We start from the raw sequence: 1,821 nt of genomic DNA, 5'->3' as shown, positions 1-1,821 counted from the left end.
ATGCAAATTAAAATATGTCAAAATACAATGATATTTGGATTTGAAAAATAATTCAGAAAATTTTGAGAAGATTGAAAATAATTAGAGGAAATTTGGAGTAAACATAGAATTAATCTAAATAAGAGTATAAAGGTATGTGTTTTTGCATTCTTTTCAGTTATAAAACAGGGTGCTATAAATATAATTTAATATATATCTTTTACTCATAGGTATATTAATTTTTTTAGGGACAAATTTTATTATTAGGAGGGATTTTATGGAAAACGTAGTTAACGCAGTCAATAACATCATATGGAGCAATTGGCTAGTATATTTATGTCTAGGTGCTGGAGTTTATTTTTCTCTTAGAACTAGATTCTCTCAAATTAGAAATTTAAAAGAAATGGTACATTTGTTATTCGCGGGTGAAAAATCTGAAGAAGGTATTTCATCTTTCCAAGGTTTCTGTACTGCATTAGCAGGGCGTATAGGTACAGGTAATATAGCAGGTGTTGCTACAGCTATTGCTTGGGGTGGTCCAGGGGCACTATTCTGGATGTGGGTTATAGCTTTTTTAGGAGCAGGTTCAGCTCTTGCAGAGTCTACATTAGGTCAATTATATAAAGAAAAGCATGAAGGTGAATACTGTGGAGGTCCAGCATATTATATAGAAAAAGGTTTTGGAAAAAAAGGGTGGTCAAAAGCATATGGTATGGCTTTTGCCATAGTTACACTTTTAGCAATGGGAATATTAATGCCAGGTGTTCAATCTAACTCAATAGCAGTATCTATTGAAAATGCATTTGGATTAAGTACAACAATTACTGGTATAGCATTAGTTATTTTAGTTGGTGTAGTTATATTTGGTGGGATAAAAAGAATAGGTGCTGCAGCAGAATTTATAGTTCCATTTATGGGTGGAGCATATATATTAATGTCTTTAATAATAATAATTGTTAATATAGGAGCTTTACCAGGAGTTATAGCTACAATATTTAAATCAGCATTTGGTGCAGAAGCTACTTTTGGTGGTATAATTGGATCTACGATAGCTTGGGGTGTTAAACGTGGTGTTTACTCAAATGAAGCTGGTCAAGGTACTGGACCGCAGGCATCTTCAGCTGCAGAAGTATCTCACCCTGTAAAACAAGGTTTTGTTCAAGCTTTCTCAGTATATGTTGATACATTATTCGTTTGTTCAGCAACTGGATTTATGATATTAATAACTGATAACTATACTACATTTGATGCTGCTGGCAAAGTTATATATAATGCAGGGCCAGAATATACAGTTGAACAAATAGGTCCAGCTTATACTCAAGGAGCTGTTAATACTCTAATACCTGGATTTGGTGCAGCGTTCGTTGCTATAGCATTATTCTTCTTCGCATTTACTACTTTGATGGCTTATTATTATATAGCTGAGGTTAACTTAAACTATATGATTAAGAGACTTACTGGCAAAGGAAATAAGATGGCAACTCACGTATTAAAATTTATAATGTTAGGAATGATATTCTTTGGATGTGTTAAGAGTGCAGGACTTGCATGGACAATGGGTGATATAGGTGTTGGACTTATGGCATGGTTAAATATAGTTGCAATACTATTGCTATCTAATATTGTAATGAAGTGTTTTAAAGACTATGAGGCACAAATGAAATCTGGTAAATCTAGTGAAGAAATTACATTTGATCCAGTAGCACTTGGAATTAAGAATGCAGATTTCTGGGAAGATAGAAACGCGCAAAAAGTTGAGTAGTATTATTTAAATATTAAAATTATTGAAATGGTTCTTGATTTATCAAGAACCATTTTTTAATAAAAAATAGAATTTTTTAT

The 1,821-nt window shown here is 32.4% G+C and carries 1 protein-coding gene; it reads left to right on the top strand.

The window, feature by feature from the left end; genetic code table 11:
- The first annotated feature begins 256 nt into the window (after positions 1–256).
- On the top strand, positions 257–1,741 hold the full coding sequence (locus tag NSA58_RS19705; RefSeq protein ID WP_039678883.1) for an alanine/glycine:cation symporter family protein: 1,485 nt from the start codon (positions 257–259) through the stop codon (positions 1,739–1,741).
- Positions 1,742–1,821 lie beyond the last annotated feature (80 nt).

Source organism: Terrisporobacter muris (assembly GCF_024621905.1).
In the GTDB taxonomy this organism is placed as follows: domain Bacteria; phylum Bacillota; class Clostridia; order Peptostreptococcales; family Peptostreptococcaceae; genus Terrisporobacter; species Terrisporobacter muris.
This window is presented reverse-complemented; position numbering and strand designations above follow the sequence as displayed.

What these genes read in the sequence shown, in the direction of transcription:
- NSA58_RS19705 (WP_039678883.1), top strand. Translation starts at nt 257, where the DNA reads ATGGAAAACGTAGTTAACGCAGTCAATAACATCATATGGAGCAATTGG.